The 18,669-nt window shown below is 41.8% G+C and carries 17 protein-coding genes and 3 tRNA genes; 4 read left to right on the top strand and 16 right to left on the bottom strand.

Translation table 11 applies throughout. The features are described 5' to 3' along the window. Nucleotides 1-65 precede the first annotated feature (65 nt). From U2H13_RS01295 to U2H13_RS01285, 3 genes are all read left to right on the top strand, one after another. On the top strand, nt 66-470 hold the full coding sequence (locus tag U2H13_RS01295) for a CidA/LrgA family holin-like protein (protein WP_003156751.1): 405 nt from the start codon (nt 66-68) through the stop codon (nt 468-470). Further along, on the top strand, nt 440-1,132 hold the full coding sequence (locus U2H13_RS01290; protein ID WP_160182340.1) for an LrgB family protein: 693 nt from the start codon (nt 440-442) through the stop codon (nt 1,130-1,132). Before U2H13_RS01295 ends, U2H13_RS01290 begins: the two co-directional genes overlap by 31 nt. 110 nt (nt 1,133-1,242) lie before the next feature. Further along, a complete protein-coding gene (locus tag U2H13_RS01285; RefSeq protein WP_014416784.1) occupies nt 1,243-2,088 on the top strand; it encodes an aldo/keto reductase in 846 nt (281 codons plus the stop codon). Nucleotides 2,089-2,140: 52 nt separating this feature from the next. Here the strand turns inward: U2H13_RS01285 and U2H13_RS01280 are convergent, their stop codons facing one another. Beyond that, nucleotides 2,141-3,307: a DUF4885 family protein gene (locus tag U2H13_RS01280; protein WP_115941356.1), complete on the bottom strand. Its 1,167-nt coding sequence runs from the start codon at nt 3,305-3,307 to the stop codon at nt 2,141-2,143. A 134-nt stretch (nt 3,308-3,441) separates the two neighbouring features. On the opposite strand from U2H13_RS01280, the gene U2H13_RS01275 reads away from it, so the two are divergent. Then, nucleotides 3,442-4,323 (top strand): hypothetical protein, encoded by an 882-nt coding sequence (locus tag U2H13_RS01275; protein WP_376700634.1) that lies wholly within the window; start codon nt 3,442-3,444, stop codon nt 4,321-4,323. Between the two features lie 114 nt (nt 4,324-4,437). On the opposite strand, the gene U2H13_RS01270 is transcribed toward U2H13_RS01275, so the two are convergent. The 15 genes from U2H13_RS01270 to U2H13_RS01200 form a co-directional block, all read right to left on the bottom strand. Continuing rightward, nucleotides 4,438-5,091, bottom strand: coding sequence for an ABC-2 transporter permease (locus tag U2H13_RS01270; RefSeq protein WP_376700633.1), 654 nt, complete (start codon nt 5,089-5,091; stop codon nt 4,438-4,440). After that, nucleotides 5,069-5,941: an ABC transporter ATP-binding protein gene (locus tag U2H13_RS01265; protein ID WP_376700632.1), complete on the bottom strand. Its 873-nt coding sequence runs from the start codon at nt 5,939-5,941 to the stop codon at nt 5,069-5,071. Before U2H13_RS01265 ends, U2H13_RS01270 begins: the two co-directional genes overlap by 23 nt. Nucleotides 5,942-6,662: 721 nt before the next feature. Continuing rightward, nucleotides 6,663-7,685, bottom strand: a complete 1,023-nt coding sequence (locus tag U2H13_RS01260; protein WP_376700631.1) for a hypothetical protein — start codon at nt 7,683-7,685, stop codon at nt 6,663-6,665. 131 nt (nt 7,686-7,816) lie between these two features. Then, nucleotides 7,817-8,026 carry a hypothetical protein gene (locus U2H13_RS01255; protein ID WP_376700630.1) on the bottom strand — a complete coding sequence of 70 codons (210 nt, stop codon included), beginning with the start codon at nt 8,024-8,026 and terminating at the stop codon, nt 7,817-7,819. Nucleotides 8,027-8,341: 315 nt separating this feature from the next. Then, nucleotides 8,342-9,271, bottom strand: a complete 930-nt coding sequence (locus U2H13_RS01250; protein WP_376700629.1) for a bacteriophage abortive infection AbiH family protein — start codon at nt 9,269-9,271, stop codon at nt 8,342-8,344. Between the two features lie 114 nt (nt 9,272-9,385). Further along, nucleotides 9,386-10,492 (bottom strand): DUF3800 domain-containing protein, encoded by a 1,107-nt coding sequence (locus tag U2H13_RS01245; RefSeq protein ID WP_376700627.1) that lies wholly within the window; start codon nt 10,490-10,492, stop codon nt 9,386-9,388. Nucleotides 10,493-10,962: 470 nt separating this feature from the next. Continuing rightward, nucleotides 10,963-12,765: a glutamine--fructose-6-phosphate transaminase (isomerizing) gene (gene glmS / locus U2H13_RS01240; RefSeq protein ID WP_007609074.1), complete on the bottom strand. Its 1,803-nt coding sequence runs from the start codon at nt 12,763-12,765 to the stop codon at nt 10,963-10,965. Nucleotides 12,766-13,196: 431 nt separating this feature from the next. Next, nucleotides 13,197-14,543 carry a phosphoglucosamine mutase gene (gene glmM / locus U2H13_RS01235; protein WP_007408011.1) on the bottom strand — a complete coding sequence of 449 codons (1,347 nt, stop codon included), beginning with the start codon at nt 14,541-14,543 and terminating at the stop codon, nt 13,197-13,199. A 17-nt stretch (nt 14,544-14,560) separates the two neighbouring features. Beyond that, the gene (locus U2H13_RS01230) at nt 14,561-16,000 is read right to left on the bottom strand and encodes a YbbR-like domain-containing protein (protein ID WP_014416777.1); all 1,440 of its coding nucleotides are present in this window, start codon (nt 15,998-16,000) and stop codon (nt 14,561-14,563) included. Beyond that, the gene (gene cdaA / locus U2H13_RS01225) at nt 15,993-16,814 is read right to left on the bottom strand and encodes a diadenylate cyclase CdaA (protein ID WP_003156763.1); all 822 of its coding nucleotides are present in this window, start codon (nt 16,812-16,814) and stop codon (nt 15,993-15,995) included. Before cdaA ends, U2H13_RS01230 begins: the two co-directional genes overlap by 8 nt. Before the next feature lie 165 nt (nt 16,815-16,979). After that, nucleotides 16,980-17,606, bottom strand: coding sequence for an anti-sigma-W factor RsiW (gene rsiW, locus U2H13_RS01220; protein WP_003156765.1), 627 nt, complete (start codon nt 17,604-17,606; stop codon nt 16,980-16,982). A 13-nt stretch (nt 17,607-17,619) separates the two neighbouring features. Beyond that, on the bottom strand, nt 17,620-18,183 hold the full coding sequence (gene sigW / locus U2H13_RS01215; protein WP_003156766.1) for an RNA polymerase sigma factor SigW: 564 nt from the start codon (nt 18,181-18,183) through the stop codon (nt 17,620-17,622). A 229-nt stretch (nt 18,184-18,412) separates the two neighbouring features. Continuing rightward, nucleotides 18,413-18,484: transfer RNA gene (locus U2H13_RS01210), tRNA-Gln, on the bottom strand. 4 nt (nt 18,485-18,488) lie between these two features. Then, nucleotides 18,489-18,573, bottom strand: a tRNA-Tyr gene (locus tag U2H13_RS01205). Nucleotides 18,574-18,592: 19 nt separating this feature from the next. Beyond that, a tRNA-Thr gene (locus U2H13_RS01200) sits at nt 18,593-18,665 on the bottom strand. Nucleotides 18,666-18,669: the final 4 nt, after the last annotated feature.

The raw sequence follows: 18,669 nt of genomic DNA, 5'->3' as shown, positions 1-18,669 counted from the left end.
GTAAAGAAACATATCGAAGCATCAAGAAAGGGGGAAGCTGCTCTTCTCCAAAGAACAGCATTGTCGTGAAAGTCATACGCATCATCTTGCAAATCATTATTTTATTCGCATTTTCCTTTATCGGGGGAGCCGTTCAGCAGTTCTTTCACCTGCCCATTCCCGGAAGTATCATCGGTTTGATCCTGCTGATCATATGTTTATCGGTTAAGATCATTCCCGTCAAAATGATTGAAGACGGAGCCGGATTTTTGCTGTCTTTTCTTCCGCTGTTATTCATTCCGGCCATGACGGGCGTCATCAATTACCCGTCACTGTTTTCCGCCAGCGGGGCTGCTCTGTTTTTAATCATCGTGCTGAGCACCATCGTCACAATGATCGCCGCAGGGTACGCCAGCCAGCTGTTAGAGCACAAAGCCAATCAGAGAAAGGAGAAAAAGAAGTGCAGCAAGCATGTATCGCAATCCTTATAATTTTGTTCACGGCCGCCGCCTATCTGGCTATGGTGAAATTATATGTGCGCTTTCCATATCCCTTTCTCATACCGGTTTTGACGACTACGATTTTCATTATCGCCGTGCTGCTTGTTTTTCATATTTCGTATAAAGACTATATGATCGGCGGCCAATGGATCAATTCACTGCTCGGCCCCGCCGTGGTGGCTTTGGCATACCCGCTTTATAAGCAGCGCCGGGTGTTAATCAAGTATATGTTTCCGATCATCGGCGGCGTGTTGGCCGGTTTATTCTCCGGAATGGTCAGCGGCTTGCTATTTGCAGAGCTGTTCGGCATCAGCCGGAGTTTGATTTTGTCAATCATCCCAAAATCAATTACGACGCCTGTCGCCATACAGATTGCGTCCGGTATCGGCGGTGTCCCTTCCATGACAGTCGTGTTCGTGATGATCGCAGGGTTTTCCGGCGTTATCTTAGGACCGCTGCTTCTCAAGTGGATCCGCATCCGCAGCTCACTCGGGAAAGGAATTGCATTCGGGAGCGCTTCCCATGCGCTCGGCACCTCAAAAGCAATGGAGTACGGAGAATTAACGGTCTCCATGAGTTCTGTTTCCATGACGCTCTGCGCCGTGTTAGGGTCGGTCTTCGGCCCCATCGTAGCATGGATGTTTCAAATTTAAAGCTGACGGTTCTCCGTCAGCTTTTTTCATGTGCGGATCATCTCATTTCCTTCCATTATTATGTTTCATTTGTAAGAATAATGGTAAAGTAGAAAACAAGGAGGGATTTAATGATGACTGGAGCAATTCCGCAAAAGAAACTGCTGGATGGGACAAGCATTCCCGCGATCGGCTTCGGTACATACGCTCTTAATGGAAACAATGGCGTTCATGCCATTACCAGCGCCATTGATATCGGCTACCGTCTGATTGACACCGCTTATAACTATGAAAATGAAGGGACGGTCGGAGAAGCCATCCGCAGAAGCTCTGTTCCGAGAGAACAGCTATACGTGACGTCCAAGCTGCCCGGACGCTACCATGACTATGACAAAGCTGTACAAACCATCCAAGAATCTTTATACCGCGCCGGTCTGGACTACTATGACCTGTATCTCGTCCATTGGCCGAATCCGAAACAAGACCGCTACACGGAAGCATGGCAGGCACTGATTGATGCGAAAAAATGGGGCCTGATCCGATCCATCGGCGTCTGCAATTTCCTGCCTGAGCATATCGAACGGCTCGAACGTGAAACCGGCGTAAAGCCAGGCATCAACCAAATTGAACTGCATCCCGCTTTTAATCAGCAGCAGCAGCGCCAATGGCACGAAGAACAGGGCATCGTGACAGAATCATGGAGTCCGTTATCCCGCGCCGGTGAAGTATTAAACGATCAAAAACTCGGACAGATTGCGGACAAATACGGCAAAACCATTTCTCAAGTCATTTTACGCTGGCATATCCAGCTGGGCGCCATCCCGATTCCAAAATCAGCATCGCCCGAGCGCCAGCTTGAAAACATCTCCGTTTTTGATTTCTCTCTTGATGAAAACGACATGAACATCATCGACTCGCTTACCCGCCCCGACGGACGCATAAACGGCCAAGACCCGGCGGAGTATGAGGAGTTTTAAGAAAACACATAAAGAAAAGCTGACGGCATCATTCGTCAGCTTTTTTCTCAATTTATATACGCACACCCAGCTCCCGTTTCCATTCAGAAAGCCAACCTGTATCCCCAGATCCGTATTGCCTGCTTTGACCGACATCACGCAGAGATCCGTTTTTATACTCAATGGACAGCACCAAATCAGGAATGGTATCATAACCCGTTCTCGCAAGCTTCGTGAGCCCCTGTCCGTAATGGGCGGCCGCTTCTGCCGCCGTATGCTTCAACAAAGGATCGAGCTGCAGCGCTTCCTTATAGACGTCTAAAAGGTCACGGCCGTCTTCTGTGACATACTTTCCGTCCACGATCTGCAAGTCTTTCAGATGATAGCCGGTCACCTCATACATTTCCCGAACGACTTGATATTTCTCATATGTTTCCGGCGTAAACTGCGAGGAGTCATCACTCCGGCTGCGAATGATGTGCGCAAACAGCTCTTTGCTGTTTTCCCCGGAGTTTAAGACGGCTTCAATCTGCTGAGTGAGCTCTTTATCGTCAGTCCCGCTCACTTTTAACAGATAATCAATCGGTGATATCGTAAATGTAAGATTCGCACCCTCCGGAATCTGAATATGATTCCGATGAAAAAGCATATCAATCTGCTGATTCACCTGCGCCCGCTGAAACACCCTTTCATTTTCGACTTGAATCTCTCCGTTGAGCGTTTCACCCCGAAACGCCGCATCACGGAAATCATAGCTCTGGGCTTTTCCCTTAAACAGCCATTCCGTTTCGTTATGATAAGCGGCCTGACGCTCTGATTCTGATAAATCACTCCTGAAATAAGGTGAATCGGCACGCTGGTATTTGTCCTTAATATAACGCAAAGGATCTGATTTTCGTTTATTGATTTCATTGATACGGCTGTATTTCTCATCAAGAATCCTGCTCGCAATATCACTCTCAGACTCATACGGATTATCAGCGTCTATTACCGTCTCATTCCCATTATCCGTAATCGTTTTCTGATTTGCAGATTGATATAAACGGGACAGGCTGCTCCCTTTCTCAGTGACACCGCTCCTTGAATAATTCATCTGGCTCAGATCGCGGGTCCCGCTTGCCTGAATCAATAAGCTGTCCGGCCCTTTTGCCGCATCTTTCCCATTTGTTTTGGAAGAATACCGCTGAAGCACTTGCTGAGCCATTACTTGATTTTTTATATAACGAGCGTTTAGGCGCATGTTTTTAACCTCCGCTTGAGATGATGTTCTAGTGTTTGTATCGGCTGTTTTCCAGTTGATTTTAACCTAAAATAACAAATGTTTACATCATGAGGGTTTTTATGTATGATGTAGTCAAAAAGGGGGATTTTTCCATGAAAAAGTATGTATCTATGCTATTTGTCAGTGCAATCGTATTATCAGGCGTATTGATTGCACCTTCAGCCTCAGCCTCTGCGTCTCAAAAGAACTCATCACAAATAAGCGCTATTACAGGAAATCACTCATTTGAAACTGCCAATCCAGTAGGCTACTGGAAATATAAAAATATTGATACAGCCGTATTGCCGGAAGGGGAAAAAGAATCGTACTTCACTTTCACGGCAAATAAGGGAGAAAGACTCTATGTCAGGAGCTCAACAAGAAGTGAATACAAGGGAATGAGCATTGAAATTTATAATAAAAACAAAGTGCTGATCAGTAAAGGCACAGAAGTGATAAACCCTGATACGCCGCTTCCTTTTATCTATGCCATTACAGATGCGAAAGAAAACAACGAGACGTTCTACGTGAAAGTGTCCCGCGGCTCATACACTGACGATATATACTTTACACTCTCCATTTACGATCGAATCAAAACCGGAAGCGAGACCTTCTCATTCAGCGGCACGGCTGAAAATAAAGGAAATACAAGCCTCAGTTCGAATGGATCAGATTCAACTGTTCTCAGGCTCGACTTAACCAAACAAACAAGCATTCCAAAAGACGCCATAGTGAAAAGAATCAGTACCGCCGCGACTCAAACACCAAGCCAAGGAAACACAAGACACTGCATAATGTCTGAAGAAAATAAAGTGTGGCACCGCGCACTCGCAAACAGCTCCACTCAAGGAAATTACGATATCACACTGGAAGATAACCTCTCAGTCTCAAGCATCTGGAATTTTAAATACAACACACTCGCAACAGCAAAATCGGCTATGAAAAATGTGAAATTGAAGATTGATTATGAGTACGATATGACAACGCAGTTTTAATTAGAAGAACTGCCGCCCATTGTGCGGGCGGCTGTCTCCTTGGAGTTAAAGTGAATTTATGAGCCCGTGCCATGCCTTATCCTGTTGTCACAGCATAAAACATTAAACACGCTGCTAAAATTCTTTTTTATGATATATAGCTGCGGCGATGAAAAATGAAATGATATATAAGATAACGCCGATCATGAGATATATAATCGGGACATATAAAGAAGGATTTATGTGCAAAAATGACAGCGGTACTTGTTCTGCTGCATACCCAACGACACTTTGCAATCCAAAGGTAGCAAAAAGTCCCCCCATTGCCCCTCCAATCACGATAGCATCGGATTTTTCCGGGCCTATCATGTAGAGAAGAGGATAGACGATTGCACCGGCAAAGAGAACGATGAACGTTCCAAAAGAGACAATATTAAATATGCCGTCAATTGGTTCATCAGAACCCAGGCTGTATACAACGAAAATACCATAAGATATTACAGCTCCGATCACAACAACCAAAAGATAAAAGAAATAGTGACTTTGAACAATATTTGTTCTGCTGACGGGTAAAGTCAGGACATACCTGTCATAGCCAGACTTGCTCTCATACTTTATAACCTCAAGTGCGGGCATAACGACAAACAAAATAATCAGCATAGCAACAAAACGATGCATTGAAGCATCCCCAAAATAAAAAATGACTGCTGATACCAATATGGCCAACCCCGTGTATGCAAAGAAACTCCGATAAACCAAGTAATAGTTAGTCAGTAACAGACCTCTCAATGTTTTCACTCCTCGTTAAAAAGACGCTGATTTCTTCTATGGAAATGGTGTTGGCCGTTACGCCATTCGGCAATTTCTGTTGATCCGATACAAGCACACTCCAATAAGATCCATGATTCCTTTTTGCTAGAACGATATCTTCGTCAATCTCAGCCAATCGGCCCTCATCAACGTCTATAACAGTATAGCTTTCAAGAACCTTATCTTTCTCTTCATTTAATAAAATTTCGCCATCTTTCATCATAATGATATGGCTGGCTATCTTCTCGACATCAGTCATAATGTGCGATGAAAGTAAAATACCGCCGTTGCTTTTACTCACAAAGCTTTTTAATTCATTTAACAGAGCATCTCTTGAAGAGGGATCAAGCCCTCCCGTTGCTTCATCCAGGAGTAATAATTTTGCATTATGCGACAAAGCAACAGCTACGGATAACTTCATTGACATGCCGCGCGAGAATGTATTCACTTTTTTGTCCATAGGTAAAGAGAAAGAATGAACCAACCGGTAAAAATGATCTTGATCCCAAGCGTCGAACAGTTTCTTAAATACATGATTCAGCTGCTTTATCGTAAGGTGCGCGGGAAGATTTATCGCATCAAATACGACACCAATATCTTCTTTGAACTTTATATGTTTATCCAGATTCTCTTTACCAAAGATTCTCACTTTACCTCTATCCTGAGAGATTAATCCTAATATCGTTTTAAATGTTGTTGACTTGCCTGCGCCGTTATCACCGATAAAACCGACAATTGATCCGGCAGGCACATTGAATGTAACATCCTTTAAAACAGCTTTATGACCAAAAGATTTGCTGATGTTTCTGATTTCTAAAAGATTTGACATCATTCCACTCCTATCATTGTTGTCAGGACTTTTTTAAGAATTGAACCGGATTATTGCAAAAATGTTGTGATTTTCATATCTAGTCTAGGTATTCATAATGGATCAGGAGCCGGCAAATACAAAAGGGATTTTAAAGTCTTTTTTAATCATAATGTGGATGTGTAATCGATTGATTACGTTTATATAATGGAATATTCACGGTAAAAGTTTATAGACATTTTATTACTTGACAATGTTGGTATTTGATTAGTAGTGGACTGTAAATGTTAGGATTTGAACAAAGATTGATCTAAATGTGTGATTTTATTTGATGTGGTTAATGTTTTATGAAAAAGTTGATTATTTTTAATGTACTAATGCCTCCAACAAATATTAATCCGTCCCGAAATCAAGATGGGTGAAAATTCCTTTAATTAGAATTTTAATTATCTGAAGGTGAATTTGATGCGTTATTACTTAAAATAACTATAAACATCATTAATTATTCTATATTTTCGTTTTTCAATTGAAATAATCCTGAAAATAACATAAAACTAATAATTGTGCCGACTTTTTTAATTAAAATATGCGTCATATTGAATTCGTTAGAATAAAATTCAAAACCTTTGAGAATATTCCTGTGACAGAATAAGAAAAAGCCCAAGTTCAAATTTAATTGAACACCGGAACTTTTTGAGATTACCCGAGATGTTAACTTCTCAAGATTTCAAAATACTATTATTTAAAAACCTTGTATATCATTAACTATTCTTGAATAAAGAAAACCATGTTTTATTTCACGAAAATCATTACTATACACTTTAGCTATATCTCTGTTATCAAACTCTGTTGAATCTATAGGGTTATCTGCATAGGGATTCAAGTATAGAGAAAGCCCATCTAACAAAGATTCTCTATATTTTTTATGTGGAATCATTTTAATTTCAGCTTTTGTATCATAATCGTTATAAGTATAAGTATTAAAATATACACTCTTCTTTTTATTTATGGAAAGTGCTCTCGCTTTCCCTATAGAAGCTACAGAACTAAATAAAATCCCACTGATAAAACTAAATTTCGGGTCATTGAATAATCCTATTGGAATCGGCTCCCCACTCTTTCTTTTTATTATATTATCTGAATACTCGAAATAAGGTTCATTCTCTCTATACTCAGCTTTTACTAAGCCATATAGTACTTTTTCTATCGCACCTATACCTTGACTATAAAAGAATGGCTGTTCAAACGAGCCTATAGCAAGTATAAATGGTTTTCCTTTAACATGATCTAGTTTAGAGTAGTTTTTATGATATTTACCAACCTTGTTTCTGATGCTGTTAGCTATACGCTCTGTTGCTATATGAACAATTTCACCATAGAGCGCAGTATCTTCTATATCACCCTTTTTAAACTTTTCATCTATGGCATTTATTCTATCATATTCAGGTGTCCCATCATCTGCATGTCTAGTGCTTACAGCCTCAATAACCATTTCTAACTTTTTCTTTCTAGTTTCAACAACAAAATCAGGTGAAGAATAGGAATAATCCATTTTAAAGCCTAAATTACCAAAACAAGCATGTAGGTATAGCTCCCAGAAAGCAGTATTAAAAGTTGTTTGAAATTCCTTTGCTAATTTGTTATCTCTATCCTGAAATCCAATTGCCCATGTATTTAACACCTTAACTAGATCTCGATCCTTAGATACATTTATAAAGTTTGGATGCAACTTACCTTCTTCAACTTGAACGCTAAATAAATCCACACTAGTCCCTCCTAATGGTTTTCTTTGAACAGTTTCATTAAAAACTCCCCAACTCTTTAGCACACAATCGGTCATTGTGATTATCTGTTCAACAAATCTTCCATAGTAGCTATGTAGCTTGCATAATCATCTCAACCTAACATTTCCATCACCTCTATACTCATGTTCTTTCCAGATGCATTCTGCAGTGCAAATTCACTATCTATCTGTGCCAATGCTTCAAAGCAACTTTTAATTACATTTCTATAGCTTCCTTCTCCATAATGCATAGATTGATTTCTTCCTGCTAAAATAATCGTAGCAACAGATATGGCTTTTATCTTTGGCTGTAGTTCCTTCACGTTGTTTATATCATTAGTTATTCAATCGTTCCCTATTAGATCACCCAACCCTACTCAGACTTTTTTGTGACGATAAGATATATGCCCCAACTTACCTTTTTGAAGAACAGCCTCCCCCTGCTGTGCTATTGCGATTTCATAGGTAGGAACCAAAATTCAATTAAGGCATTTTTCTATGTAGTAATGCATTAATAGATAACCACCTTTTCTGAAATTTAAATAGTGGATTTCAAAGTCATCCTCGTGAACTGCTTAGCAGTTCCCTTGGGTCGTACTTTGATCATAATTAAATAAGAGACTATAAATTTTATAATGTTAAGAATGTTGTTCTGCGATAAAAAGATCATAAAACTTATCACACGGAATAAATTGTGTTTTCTGTTCATTAACACCTATTTCTTTTATTTGTTCTCTCAATAAATCGATATCATTTTCACAATAATAATAAATGTTCCACTCTACCTCTTCCCTGATTCTTTCCTTTATTTTTTTAAAATAAAGCAAATCCACAGTACTTAGAGAATGACCTATTATCAATACTTTTTCAATAGAATCAAAATTTAATAGAAATAATTGGTGCATATATTTATGTACATCTTTATATGTTTTAGAACAGTACTCAGCTAATATTTTATATATAGGCGCGCTTCGTTCATCATATTGATTTTGAAATTTGCGGTATTTTTCGAAGAAATAAGTTATTCTATCTGAATTTGAATGCCCTAATACTAAATCAAACTCTGAATCTACTACACCGTGTATATGTAAAACGTTTTCTCTCGGAATAGCGTAAACATCTTCCAAAGTAGTTGTATAATTAAAGTTTAAAAATATATCTTGATTGCTTTCTTGAATAAAAGAAGTTCTTTTATTTAAACCATCTAACTCTAGATTTACTTCTTCAATCCATTCTTTCAAATAGGTAGTTAATTTATCTATATACTTAAATTCATATTCAAAATAATACCTTAAAGTATCAGCTATACCGACATTACCACTTTCTAGACCTAAATCCGTATTTTGATACATTTGCTCAAAGAGCACATCTTCGTTTATGTTAGCTAAATTAAATTCAAAACTACTCCATAGAAGTTTCTTTAACTCTTTATCACTCAAATAATATTTCTCTTCAAAATCACTCAAAAAAATGCCGTAGTGTTTTCTTAAAAACGTTCGAAAATCCCAATACTGTGTAGGCAAGCCATGCGCTAAATCAAAACCGTTTCCAATAATAAATAAATTCATATTCTCGTCTCTCATTTCTCCAAAAAAGTTATTCTGATTTATTTTTAGTTTTAAGCATAATTCCTAATGAATCCTCGACATTTATTTGATATAAAATATCAATAAATTGGTGACTTATGAAAAATTATATTCTAAGAAATAGCTAATTTTTAATTCAAAGTCATTACTCCCAATTCCATGTTTGAATCCTGTGCTTATTTCTAGGGAATAAAGCAAAATTTCCTGAAATTTTTTCAGATTATTTTTTTGAGATTCTGAAATCTTACTTAGTATTTCCCCAAGATTTTTTATATTTGCTAATTCCAAAAAATCCATCCAATAACGTAAAACCCCTATAATCAAATCCGAGACTTGCACTAAACGTTCATCTTTTGAATCAACGAATTTATATTTTATACTCTCATGCCCTAATATTTCTTTCAGATTAGCATCCAAAATTTCTTCAATATACAATTCATGATCAAAAATGTGATTTGCATTTGGATAAGTAATTATCAAATTTATAAAAAATGTTGAATAATCACCTATCGCTATCCTGTCTTCGTTATTTTCCAATAGTGTCAATTTTCTCTCTCTGTAACTTTTTAGTATTTTCCGTAAGAATTCTAGATAAAAATCATCATTAATATTTAGAGATCCTAACAAATCTACGAGTTTTTCAACAAACTTATCATGATTTTTAATGTTAGGATAATCCATTTCAAGTAGTAAACTTAAAAATAAATCTCGGTGTTCCTTAATCAATGAATAAAGGCTATTTTTCAAAACTCTATTTAACCCTTGTCCACCAGACCACGATTCTTCCATTGAATCTACTATATCAACAATTGTGTAATAGAAATTATCGACATAAGAATAATGAATTAAATATTTTTTTTCAAAAAGCCACTCAATAAGAACAGCTACTTTTGGTTTTGATATCAACGCTAAGAAGTCTTGCGCATTATTGCGTATATGCTTAAATTTTACTTCAGTAACATTAGCCTGTAATAAAAATGCATCAAATAATTCGTCGATATCATCAGTCGATGCAAAATTATCAGCTTCAAAACCAATTCCACCTAGAATAAAAAATTCGTGTTCATTAACATTAAACCCATCATCTGTGATTTTAAAAGTACGAGGATTATTTGTTTCGTCATAATATAAAATGTATTTTTTCTCTATATTCGTTACTCCTCCTACAGAAGAAATAAAATTATAAATATCAGAATAGTCCATTTCCCCCACCTCTTAGTTTCTTTTCTATCTTATTTATTATTCGCTAATATTTTAGTTTCTGCAACTGCCTTAAAAAATTAAATCTCCACTCGTATACCATCAACCTATACTAAACTCATAACTTCTAGTGATATATACCAGATTAGTTATGTTTTCAAGGAGTGTTTCATCACAACTTTATTTCAAAGCTACAGCCGATTGCTATTTGAAAGGATTGCATATATGTAGGATTAATACGTGTCTGACTTAAATGGAGGGTCAGTTCAAGCATGTGATGAGGTATACACAAAAACGATTTACTAATGATTACATTTATGGATTTTAACCGGAATGCATCTCGTATTATAAAGCAGGTGTTATTCCTTTTCAATATATAAACGGGGATTTCTTTACAATCGCAAAGAGTATGTATTTCTAAATTTCCGCATTAAAAAACCCCTCCGGCTAATAACCAAAGGGGGTTAAATATATTACTCCACAGTCACACTCTTCGCAAGGTTGCGCGGTTTATCAACGTCACAGCCGCGGTGCAGTGCAGCGTAGTAAGCGATCAGCTGCAATGGCACAACAGATACCAGCGGAGCAAGCGCAGGGTTGACTTCCGGCAGGATGAATCTGTCGTCTGCGTCTTCTAAGCCTTTCAGCGAGATGATGCAAGTGTTGGCGCCGCGGGCTGCGACTTCCTTCACGTTTCCGCGGATACTCAGGTTGACGTGTTCTTGTGTCGCCAGTGCAAAGACCGGTGTTCCTTCTTCAATCAGAGCGATTGTTCCATGCTTCAGCTCGCCGCCGGCGAAGCCTTCCGCCTGGATGTAAGAAATCTCTTTCAGCTTCAGGGCGCCTTCGACACACACGAAGTAGTCAAGGCCGCGGCCGATGAAGAAAGCGTTTCTTGAAACAGTCAGGTACTCACGTGCGATCATTTCCATTTCGTCCTTCTGGTCGCAGAGGGCTTCCATGGCGTTTGCCGCAATACCTAATTCTTTGACCAAATCAAAACCGATATCAACGCCGTTGCGTTCTGCTGCAACGGACGCAACGATCGCAAGCACGGCAATCTGAGCCGTATACGCTTTTGTTGATGCAACCGCGATCTCAGGGCCTGCGTGCAGAAGCAATGTGTAATCCGCTTCACGGGAAAGCGTTGATCCCGGAACGTTTGTAATCGTCAGCGCTTTGTGACCCAGCGCTTTGACTTGAACAAGCACAGCGCGGCTGTCCGCTGTTTCTCCGCTTTGAGAAAGGAAGATAAAGAGCGGCTTCTTAGACAGAAGCGGCATGTTATAAGAGAATTCACTCGCTACATGCACTTCAACCGGTACGTTTGCCCACATTTCAATATATTGTTTCCCGACAAGACCGGCATGGTAGCTCGTTCCGCAAGCCACGATATAAATGCGGTCCGCTTCCGCCACGGCGTCAGCGACATCGCCGGCCACGGCCAGTCTGCCGTTTTCGTCCTGATACGTTTGGATGATTTTGCGCATAACAAGCGGCTGCTCATCCGTTTCTTTTAACATGTAGTGAGGGTATGTGCCTTTTTCGATATCACTGGCGTCAAGCTCAGCGATATAAGACGCACGTGTCATGACTTCACCGTCAAGGTTTTTAATCACGGCTTCGTCTTTTGTCACGATCACCATTTCTTTGTCCAAAAGCTCAACGTATTCATTCGTTACTTGAAGCATAGCCATCGCGTCAGATGCCACGACGTTAAACGTATCTCCAAGGCCGATTAACAGAGGGCTTTTGTTTTTTGCAACGTAAATGGTGTCTGTGTTTTCACCGTCAAATAATGCAATTGCGTAAGAACCTTTTAACAGAGTCAGTGTTTTGCGGAACGCTTCTTCTGTGCTAAGTCCTCCCGCCACAAATTGCTCGATCATTTGAACGACTACTTCAGTGTCCGTGTCGCTTTTCAGTTCAACGTTTTCAAGATACTCGCGCTTCAGCTGAACATAGTTCTCGATCACACCGTTATGAACAAGTGTAAAGCGGCCGAGTGCGCTTTGATGCGGGTGAGCGTTCAGGAAGCTTGGTTCGCCGTGAGTCGCCCAGCGTGTATGGCCGATTCCCGCTTGAGATTCAACCGTGTGATCCACCACTTCACGAAGGTCGGCGATGCGGCCTTTTTCTTTGTACACATGCACGCCCTGCTCATTCGCCACAGCGATACCGGCAGAGTCATAGCCGCGGTACTCCAGCTTCTCTAATCCTTTTAACAAAATCTCTTTCGCATCAAGCTGACCGATGTAACCTACAATTCCACACATATTTTCTTCCTCCTAAAGGTGTAAAAGGAGACGAAGAAAGTCAAATTACAAGGGGACTTTCAATCGTCCCCTCCCACATGTTTTTTTGGAAGATCATGTGATTTCTCTTTGTTCGGAGAGTCGCCCCTCCGGTTTGAAGAAATCCTTACGGCTGTGATCTAAATGAATCAGCCGGGAGGCATCCGCCGAAAATTCGATAACCTCCATCCTCGTCAACTAAGCCGTTTTTCGGGCGCTTAGTTCGGGCGCTGTAATTATAAAAGATGCAAACAATCCCGCCTTTCCTGCAAGTGAAAAACAAAGGCTGAACAAGCTTGATTTTACAGCATGTGCCAAGGACGGTCAATTATTTTTTGCCGCCCCGGCATCATGTTTACTATCATATTATGCTGATCGCACTTGTCTTGTTCGCTCTCTGCTTATAAACTTCGCTACTCCGCTCCCATTTCTGTCCGCACGACATCCACGATTTTTGTGACATATTCGTCACAAAGCTCTTTTGTTCTCGCTTCGGCCATCACGCGGACGAGCGGTTCGGTGCCTGACGGGCGCACTAAAATCCGGCCGTCTCCGTTCATTTCTTTTTCCACTTCAGAAATAACGGCCTTCACCTTAGCGTTTTCTTCTACCTTATATTTATCCGTCACTTTCACATTCACTAAGAGCTGCGGGAATTTTTTCATTTCATCCGCAAGTTCTGAAAGGGTTTTGCCGGACGCCTTCAGCGTATTTACAAGCATGATCGCGGACAAAAGACCGTCGCCGGTAGTGTTGTAATCAAGAAAAATAAGGTGCCCTGACTGCTCGCCGCCGACATTATAGCCGTCTTTTTTCATCGCTTCTACGACATAGCGGTCGCCGACTGCCGTTTGAACGCTTTTGATTTCTTCTTTTTCAAGCGCTTTGTAGAAACCGAGGTTGCTCATCACGGTTGATACGACGGTATCATCCTTCAGACGGCCTTCTGATTTCAAATACTTCGCGCATATGTACATAATCTGATCACCGTCGACGATGTTTCCTTTTTCATCGACGGCAATGAGGCGGTCGCCGTCTCCGTCAAACGCAAGGCCTATATCGGCGTTTTTTTCTTTGACGAAAGCACTCAGCGCTTCCGGGTGTGTAGAACCGACGCCATCATTAATGTTTAATCCGTTCGGAGACGTCCCCATTGTAGATACGTCAGCATCGAGATCGGCAAAAAGGTGCGTCGCAATGGAAGATGTCGCACCATGGGCGCAGTCAAGCGCTACATGAATGCCTGTGAAATCTTCGTCCGCCGTCTGCTTTAAAAATTGCAGATACTTTTGAACGCCTTCAAAATAATCGTTCACAAGCCCGAGGTCCGCGCCTGTCGGTCTCGGCAGCTTATCTTCCGGTTCATCCATAAGACGTTCAATCTCGGCCTCCTGCTCATCAGAAAGCTTAAAGCCGTCCCCTCCGAAAAATTTAATCCCGTTATCCTGTACGGGGTTGTGAGAAGCGGAGATCATGACGCCCGCCTCAGCATCCATGGCTTTCGTTAAATAGGATACCCCTGGCGTAGAAATAACGCCGAGGCGCATCACTTCAGCTCCGATCGATAAAAGTCCGGCGACAAGGGCTCCCTCCAGCATATGTCCGGAGATACGTGTATCACGGCCGATCAGCACTTTCGGGCGCTGCTTATCTTTGGTCAGGACATAACCGCCAAAACGCCCAACTTTAAAGGCCAGCTCTGGCGTAAGCTCGCTGTTGGCAACACCTCTTACACCATCTGTTCCAAAATACTTGCCCATTTTGTATCGCTCCTTTTTCATTCTGTTGAAGAAGAATCAGCGCTTGATCCGTCTTCATCCTGGTCTTGATTTTGATCCTGGTTTTGACTTTTATTCTGATCGCTGTCAGTGTCGTCTTCCCGGTTCTTGTTCTTGTCTTTGTCTGCGTCTCCGCTTGTGCCGTTCTTATTGCCGGAATCAGCGGAACCGCCGTTATTTTTATTTGAACGTGTGTTTTTCTTAGAAGTCAGCTTGATCTTAACCGTGTCTTTTGACAGGGACCATGTGACGTTTTGCGGGCCGTTTACTTCAAGCTTTACAGAGTGCTCTCCGTCATCCAAGTCCGAGACATTGGCATACAGTTCAATGTCTGACTTTTTCAACGCCTTAATGTTGGCGGGAGAGCCTTTGGCCGTAATATTTATCGCCTGCGATTCAGGATCGAGAAACTCAATCTGCTGTGAGCCTCCCAGTCCGACCGTCTTGATTCCGACATTGTCAAAATCCTTTTTGTCTTCACTGTCCACTTTAACATGAAGCGTGATTTTTTCCGGTGATACCTTAGTGACACCCTTAGGAAGCGGGATATCGGCATTGATATCGGTATCTTTATCAATTTTGCCTAAATCAAGAGATACGCCGTCAATAAATTCCAGTGAATCCAGCACATCCTGCGGGCCGTAAACCGTCACCTCACTCGGATTCGAGTCAATGCTCGCAACGCTCACCCCGTCCGGAAGACTTCCCTTCCTTTCGATTTTGAAAGGAAGCTTTTTGCTCGGACTGGCTACGGGAACCGTCACTTTAATGACTGACGGTTCAACATCAACAGGAAGTGCGTTGCCGTCTTTGTCATAGACGGTCACCTTCACTTCCTTTTCAATGGTCTCATTTGCATTTTCAAGGTTCACGGATGCTTTTACAAGTGAAATGTTATCAATCACATTTTTCGAACCTGTAATCTGCACGTTTTTCGGGCTGATAATCGGCTGCTGAGGGGTGTATCCCTTTTTCATTTTGCTTTTATTGTAGTATTCAACTTCCACGGGAAAACTCTCAGCCGTTTTTTCCTGAATCGTAACCGTCGTGACTGACGGGTTAATGGAGATCGTCAGTCCGTCCGATACGTTTTTCGCTTTCAATTCGACCTTATGAGTCCCGGTCTTCAGCTTATTCATATCGGCGTATATCTCAAAATTCTTCGTCTGTCTCGCCTTTTTCACCGCGCTTGTCGAGCCTTTAATCGTGACATTTACGGTCTGAGGCACGCCGGTGACGACATAGTTCGCTTCATCATAGTATGCTTTTACAGGAATATCAGTAAGCGTAGCCTCGTCAGTCGTTGATGTCGGAAAAAAGGATTCCCCCGGCTTTTTCGGAGTCGGCGCCTGGTTGTTGTTAACCGCAACGTAAAGCAGCAGCGCAAAGAGCAATGCAATGATCTTTACAGCCCAGCGGTTGTTTAAGAATTTATCCATTTTTCTTGCCCCTCCAGTACCAGCGGTTAGAAGAAGTATCTCTGGCGTTCTTCTTAAACTCGGCTTCAAGCATTTCTTTCAGTGCTTCTTCCGTCAATTCTCTGTGAAGGTCTCCGTTTTTGGCCACACTGATGGCGCCCGTCTCTTCAGATACAATAATGGTTAAGCTGTCCGTCACTTCACTGATGCCGACAGCCGCTCTGTGACGCGTCCCCAGCTCCTTTGAAATAAACGGGCTTTCAGAAAGCGGCAGATAACAGGCAGCCGCCGCAATCTCGTTATTTTTCATAATGACCGCTCCATCATGCAGCGGTGTATTCGGGATGAAGATATTAATCAAAAGCTCCGAGCTGACCTGCGCATTAAGCGGGATGCCCGTCTCAATATAATCGCCCATTCCCGTATCGCGCTCAATCGCGATGAGTGCGCCGATGCGGCGTTTCGCCATGTAGCTGATCGATTTTGTAATCGCTTCAATTGTCTTATGCTGCGCTTCCTCCACGGGGGTTCCGCTCCTGGAAAAGAACCGGCCCCGTCCGAGCTGTTCAAGCGCCCGTCTCAGCTCAGGCTGGAATATAATGATGATCGCTAAAAATCCCCATGTTATCGCTTGGTCCATCAGCCACTGAAGCGTGCTGAGTCCCAAATATGAACTGGCCATCCGGACCAATACGATGACGACGATTCCTTTTAAAAGCTGAACCGCCTTCGTCCCGCGTATGACCATGATTAATTTATATATCACATACCAAACAAGGAGAATATCAACGGCATTGCCGAGGTATTGCAAAAATGGGATGTCCTCAAAAGCCATTTCCTCGTCCTCCAAGAATTCAGTCATTTCGTTTTTCTGTTATGAATTGTGCTGCATGAGCAATATGTACATCATATAGCGTGCTCATTATACCACATTTTGATTTCTCAAGTGAAATGAGCCAGCGCGGCGATGCACAAAAAAAGAGTAAAGCGATTATACGCTTTACTCATCTTCATTCGGGTCCAAAGCGCTCACGACGCCCTGGCCCGCCGATTTCAGTTCGTACCAGACCCAGTCAAACAATTGGTTAATCTCTTCAATCTGCCCGGTGACTTGTCCGGCTGAGGCCATGTATTTTTCTCCGTTGACGACGGTCACATTGCCGTCGACTTTTCCTTCAATGAACAGCTTGCCGTTTTTTACTGTGACATCGCCTTTTACGGTCTCGCCTTCAGGGACGGTGACCGTGTGATTCTGCACGACAAGGTTCGGCTGTTTGGACACACTGAAATTGTGGTCATTATGCCAGCTGTTGAAAAAACCGCCGCCCATTAAAATCACAAAAACCGCTGCGGCTGCAATCATCGGATGAGTTTTGATCCATCGTTTTACAGAAGCGCGTTTTTTCTCTTTTGGAAGATTCGCCATAACTTTGGCAGTAAAATCAGCAGGGGCCGTGACATGCGATGTGCTTCGGACGAGTGCTACGGATTTCTCCATTTCATGAAAATGCCGTTTGCAATTCCCGCATGACTGCAAATGTTGTTTTAATACGTTTTCATCTTCAGGAAGGATATCTCCATCAAGATGCTTATGCATAAGCTGCACGATCTGTTCAGGACAGCTCATTTCATCACCCCACTTAAAGATCCCTCAATTGTTTTCTAAGAGCCTCTCTGCCTCTGTGTATCCTTGTCTTGACGGTGCCGACAGGGATATTCAGAATCTCCCCGATTTCAATTAAAGAGAGTTCGTCAATATACTTTAATACAATAACCGTTCTGTACTTGTCAGGCAGCTTTAAAATCTTTTTCTGAATTGTGTCCGACAGCTCCAATGACAATACGGCGTCTTCAGGGAGAACCCCGTCCGCGGCGATCTGCGAATACATCGTCAGCCCTTCTGCTCCCGCTACTTCTGCGTCCAGATAGTAATCAGGCTTTTTCTTGCGGATGCGGTCAATGGTCAGGTTGGTCGCAATTCTGTAAAGCCACGTTGAAAACTTTCTGTTGATATCGAAACTGTCGATATTGACATACGCTCTGATAAAAGCTTCCTGCGCAATATCTTCCGCTTCGTGAACATTGCCGAGCATGCGGTAGCAAAGCTGGTAAATCTTATCTTTATAAAGGTCAACGATTTCTGCAAACGCATTTTGATCGCCTTTTTTGACTTGCTTGATTCTTTTTTTAATCAGGTTTTCCATGTTTTATCTTACCTCTGCCCTTCACCGGTCTGTATCTATACGTTGATTGTTTTAAAAGGTTTCATTTTTTTATTACATTTATTTTACCAAATTTCAGGCAGGGTGTAGATGGAAAATACAGAATATACTGCCTTAACAGCAGCTTAAAAATAGTATATCTGATGAACAATCAGAAATCGAAACAAAATGCTGATAAAAAAAGACACCTTTATGCAAAAGGTGTCTGAGACTGGGCTAGCTGGATTCGAACCAACGCATGACGGAGTCAAAGTCCGTTGCCTTACCGCTTGGCTATAGCCCAAAAATGGTGGAGGGGGGCAGATTCGAACTGCCGAACCCTGAGGGAGCGGATTTACAGTCCGCCGCGTTTAGCCACTTCGCTACCCCTCCGTATTTTTTTAAAAAACAGTGCCGGCCAGAGGACTTGAACCCCCAACCTACTGATTACAAGTCAGTTGCTCTACCAATTGAGCTAGGCCGGCAAAT

The sequence above is a fragment of the Bacillus sp. A1 genome (genome assembly GCF_042296235.1).
GTDB classification, from domain to species: Bacteria; Bacillota; Bacilli; order Bacillales; family Bacillaceae; genus Bacillus; species Bacillus velezensis.
Note: the sequence above shows the minus strand (reverse complement) of the source record. Positions and strands in the feature narration are given on the sequence as shown.

What these genes read in the sequence shown, in the direction of transcription:
- U2H13_RS01285 (WP_014416784.1), top strand. Translation starts at nt 1,243, where the DNA reads ATGATGACTGGAGCAATTCCGCAAAAGAAACTGCTGGATGGGACAAGC.
- U2H13_RS01280 (WP_115941356.1), bottom strand. Translation starts at nt 3,307, where the DNA reads ATGCGCCTAAACGCTCGTTATATAAAAAATCAAGTAATGGCTCAGCAA.
- U2H13_RS01275 (WP_376700634.1), top strand. Translation starts at nt 3,442, where the DNA reads ATGAAAAAGTATGTATCTATGCTATTTGTCAGTGCAATCGTATTATCA.
- U2H13_RS01265 (WP_376700632.1), bottom strand. Translation starts at nt 5,941, where the DNA reads ATGTCAAATCTTTTAGAAATCAGAAACATCAGCAAATCTTTTGGTCAT.
- U2H13_RS01250 (WP_376700629.1), bottom strand. Translation starts at nt 9,271, where the DNA reads ATGAATTTATTTATTATTGGAAACGGTTTTGATTTAGCGCATGGCTTG.
- U2H13_RS01245 (WP_376700627.1), bottom strand. Translation starts at nt 10,492, where the DNA reads ATGGACTATTCTGATATTTATAATTTTATTTCTTCTGTAGGAGGAGTA.
- glmS (WP_007609074.1), bottom strand. Translation starts at nt 12,765, where the DNA reads ATGTGTGGAATTGTAGGTTACATCGGTCAGCTTGATGCGAAAGAGATT.
- glmM (WP_007408011.1), bottom strand. Translation starts at nt 14,543, where the DNA reads ATGGGCAAGTATTTTGGAACAGATGGTGTAAGAGGTGTTGCCAACAGC.
- U2H13_RS01230 (WP_014416777.1), bottom strand. Translation starts at nt 16,000, where the DNA reads ATGGATAAATTCTTAAACAACCGCTGGGCTGTAAAGATCATTGCATTG.
- cdaA (WP_003156763.1), bottom strand. Translation starts at nt 16,814, where the DNA reads ATGGCTTTTGAGGACATCCCATTTTTGCAATACCTCGGCAATGCCGTT.
- rsiW (WP_003156765.1), bottom strand. Translation starts at nt 17,606, where the DNA reads ATGAGCTGTCCTGAACAGATCGTGCAGCTTATGCATAAGCATCTTGAT.
- sigW (WP_003156766.1), bottom strand. Translation starts at nt 18,183, where the DNA reads ATGGAAAACCTGATTAAAAAAAGAATCAAGCAAGTCAAAAAAGGCGAT.